The organism is Flavobacterium cyanobacteriorum, assembly GCF_002251835.1.
GTDB classification, from domain to species: Bacteria; Bacteroidota; Bacteroidia; order Flavobacteriales; family Flavobacteriaceae; genus Flavobacterium; species Flavobacterium cyanobacteriorum.
On record NZ_NOXV01000108.1, the window covers coordinates 1 to 3,204 of the forward strand.

5 protein-coding genes are annotated in these 3,204 nt (G+C 38.2%); 4 read left to right on the forward strand and 1 reads right to left on the reverse strand.

Annotation, left to right across the window (positions count from 1 at the left end; translation table 11 throughout):
• From CHU92_RS15955 to CHU92_RS01280, 4 genes are all read left to right on the forward strand, one after another.
• Nucleotides 1-211, forward strand: a 211-nt coding sequence (locus tag CHU92_RS15955) for a hypothetical protein (RefSeq protein ID WP_207759784.1), incomplete at its 5' end; no start/stop codon positions are given.
• 179 nt (nt 212-390) lie between these two features.
• Nucleotides 391-696: a helix-turn-helix domain-containing protein gene (locus CHU92_RS01270; RefSeq protein WP_094411806.1), complete on the forward strand. Its 306-nt coding sequence runs from the start codon at nt 391-393 to the stop codon at nt 694-696.
• Between the two features lie 7 nt (nt 697-703).
• Nucleotides 704-1,999, forward strand: coding sequence for a DNA methyltransferase (locus CHU92_RS01275; protein ID WP_094411810.1), 1,296 nt, complete (start codon nt 704-706; stop codon nt 1,997-1,999).
• Between the two features lie 3 nt (nt 2,000-2,002).
• Nucleotides 2,003-2,857, forward strand: a complete 855-nt coding sequence (locus CHU92_RS01280) for a hypothetical protein (protein WP_094411808.1) — start codon at nt 2,003-2,005, stop codon at nt 2,855-2,857.
• 41 nt (nt 2,858-2,898) lie between these two features.
• Here CHU92_RS01280 and CHU92_RS15960 read toward each other — a convergent pair.
• Nucleotides 2,899-3,204: hypothetical protein (locus CHU92_RS15960; RefSeq protein WP_207759785.1), on the reverse strand; the 306-nt coding region annotated here is incomplete at its 5' end.

Below are 3,204 nucleotides of genomic sequence, written 5' to 3' on the forward strand. Positions count from 1 at the left end.
AATTTTTGTGCTAAAAATCCGCCACTACGCCAAGCCGCAAAACGTTACCAGCAAGCGTAGGACGACCGACACGACCACTAAAAAACGACCAAAACACGGCAGACAACTTCGCTGTAACTGGACACAAACCGACCAAACTTTGCCGACACTCGAGCCGAACCAAATAGTTTTAAAATTTTTCCCACCGCACATTTTAAAAAATAATTTTTAGCCAGCCGCACATTGGCACATTTGAGGTTTGCCCAACCGCACAACCCGACCCACAGCAAACCCCAAAAGAGCCAATTTTGCCTACCCGCTATAAGATGTTGAAAACAATTTGACTTTTTTGGAAACCAATAAAAAACATCTTCATATATTTGACACCATTGTCAAGAAAAATATTTCAAGATGCAAACAGAAAATTTAGGCGACTACATCAGGCAGTTAAGAGAACAGGCAGAAATGCCTTTACGTAAACTTGCTGCAATACTCGATATTGACCAAAGCACGCTAAGTAAATTGGAACGTGGAGAACGACCAGTAGGCCGACAAATGTTGCCACTAATTGCCAAAACTTTCAAGGTGGACGAGAAAGATTTGGTTATAAGATTTATGAGCAAACAAGTTGCTTACCAACTGGCAGAAGAGAAATACGTAAAAGACATTTTGATTGCGGCAGAAGAAGAAATCAAATACCTCAAAAAAGCTAAATAAAACGAATATGGCATATCAGACACAAACCTTGGACTTATTCCCTGACGAAGTAAAAGTTGAGCAGGATTACACCGCCACTTTTGCCGACAACATGAAAATGCCAATTCACAAATGGTATAGATACACGGCAGGGTTTTCAGCAGCTTGGGTAAGTGAACTTATCCGAGAAGAAATGAAAAATGGACGAACAAGAATTATTGACCCATTTGCAGGTTCAGGAACAGTTTTAATCGAGAGTGAATTTGCAGGTGTTGAATCTTATGGAGTTGAAGCACATCCATACATTTACCGAATTGCAAAAGCAAAATTGAATTGGAATTTTCCTGCCGAGAAATTCAAAGAAGAAGCACTTGCATTATTGAAAATTGCTAAAGGCAAAAAGATAAAGCAAACAGAATTTCCGAAATTGATTATGAGTTGCTATCCGTTGGAAACAATTCAAAAACTAGAAGCACTTAAACAAACTTGGCTCGATACAAATCAAGAAGAAGAAATAAAAAACTTCAACTGGTTTATCATTACTGCAATTCTTAGAACTACCTCCCCCGTTGGAACCGCACAGTGGCAATACATTCAACCAAATAAAACCAAATCAAGAGTTATTGACCCTTTTGTGGCGTTTGAATCAAAAGTCAATGACATGTATTTGGACATGAAACGGACTCAAAGCCGTTTCAAAAATGTAGTTGATTCAATTATTTTAAATGAAGATGCACGAAACATTGAATCCATTCCTGACGGTTGGGGCGACCTTGTAATCACTTCGCCACCATACGCCAACAATTATGACTACGCAGATGCCACAAGACTTGAAATGACTTTTTGGGGGGACATTAGCGGTTGGGCAGACTTACAGGATAATGTGAGAAAACATTTGGTTAGAGCTTGCACACAACACGTTTCAAGACTTGGCGACAGCATTGACAGCATTTTAGAAAATCCGAGATTAAACGTAATCAAATCAGAACTTTTAGAAGTATTTGGTACACTTAAAGAAGAACGCTTAAAACATGGCGGTAAAAAAAATTATCATTTGATGATTGCTGCTTATTTCAATGACCTTGCAGATGTGTTTCATTCATTAAGACGAGTTACAAATGAAAATTCTAAAATGTGTTTTGTAATTGGCGATTCTGCACCATATGGAATTTATGTTCCAGTTGACAAATGGCTTGGTGAATTAGCTATATCCGCAGGTTTTAGCGATTACTCTTTTGAAAAATTGAGAGATAGAAATATTAAATGGAAAAATAGAAAACACTCAGTTCCTTTACACGAAGGCAGACTTTGGATAAATAGTTAAGAAATGGCAGAATCACCAGCACATAAATTCGGACAGATGATTGGCGACCTTTTGGAATTGGCTTTGGAGCCACATTTACAAAAGTTTGCAAGAAAACATAAACTTTACCTTGACAAGAAAGGTGAACGAAAGGCACGTTCAGGAAAGAAAGTTTCTTGGACTGATGCCAACAACAACAAACACGATTTAGACTTTGTGCTTGAACGTGGCGGAACAGAAAACAAAATTGGTATTCCTGTTGCATTTATTGAATCAGCTTGGAGACGATACACCAAACATTCACGAAACAAAGCACAAGAAATTCAAAGTGCTGTTTTGCCTTTGGCAACCAAGTACAAAAGTTCATCACCATTTGTTGGAGTTGTATTAGCTGGAGAATTTACCCAAGGAGCTTTGACACAACTGAAATCACTTGGATTTGGTGTGCTATACTTTCCTTACGAATCGGTAGTAAAAGCATTTGCAAAGTTTGGAATCAATGCAGCATCTGACGAGAAAACAGCGGAAGCGGATTTTAGAAAGAAAATTGAGAGCTGGAACAAATTACCTAATAAAGAAGATGTTGCCAAAGAATTATTGAAGTTGAATAAAAAGGGCGTTGACGAATTTTTGAGTTCGCTTTCCGATTCTGTTTCACGCTACATAGAACGAATTATCATTTTACCACTTCATGGTCAAGAGAACATTTCAAACAGCGTAACCGAAGCAATTGACTTTCTGAAAAAATATTCTGAAGACAAACCAAAACTTCCTTTAAGCAAGTATGAAATCATTATCAAATACAACACGGGTGACAGAATTGAAGCGAGTTTTAAGGATAAGAAAGACAGTATAAAGTTTTTAGAAAGCTACATTTAAAGAATGAATCCACGCACAGGTGTATGCACATTTGCAAACCACTACAAGTCCAACGCACAGACCAAAGTTTGCAAAAGAGCTTCCACCTCTCCTTCACAAGAAAAATTATTTTTTAAAATTTCCTTCCCTTCAAAAAATTTTAAAGCCGCAACAGCACAGCCGACAAATAAAGACCAAGACGCTAACCTGACAATGACAGCGAAATCCCTATCAGACATGACATTCACGACACGACAGACAGAACGCCAGCTGGTAACAGCGGTTTGGCGTAATGGCGGGTGCAGTGCTTCGTATGACAGATTTGTGGTAGGTTCAAGTGTAGTTCTTCGATTGAACTTTTGTGCTAA

What these genes read in the sequence shown, in the direction of transcription:
- CHU92_RS01280 (WP_094411808.1), top strand. Translation starts at nt 2,003, where the DNA reads ATGGCAGAATCACCAGCACATAAATTCGGACAGATGATTGGCGACCTT.
- CHU92_RS01275 (WP_094411810.1), top strand. Translation starts at nt 704, where the DNA reads ATGGCATATCAGACACAAACCTTGGACTTATTCCCTGACGAAGTAAAA.
- CHU92_RS01270 (WP_094411806.1), top strand. Translation starts at nt 391, where the DNA reads ATGCAAACAGAAAATTTAGGCGACTACATCAGGCAGTTAAGAGAACAG.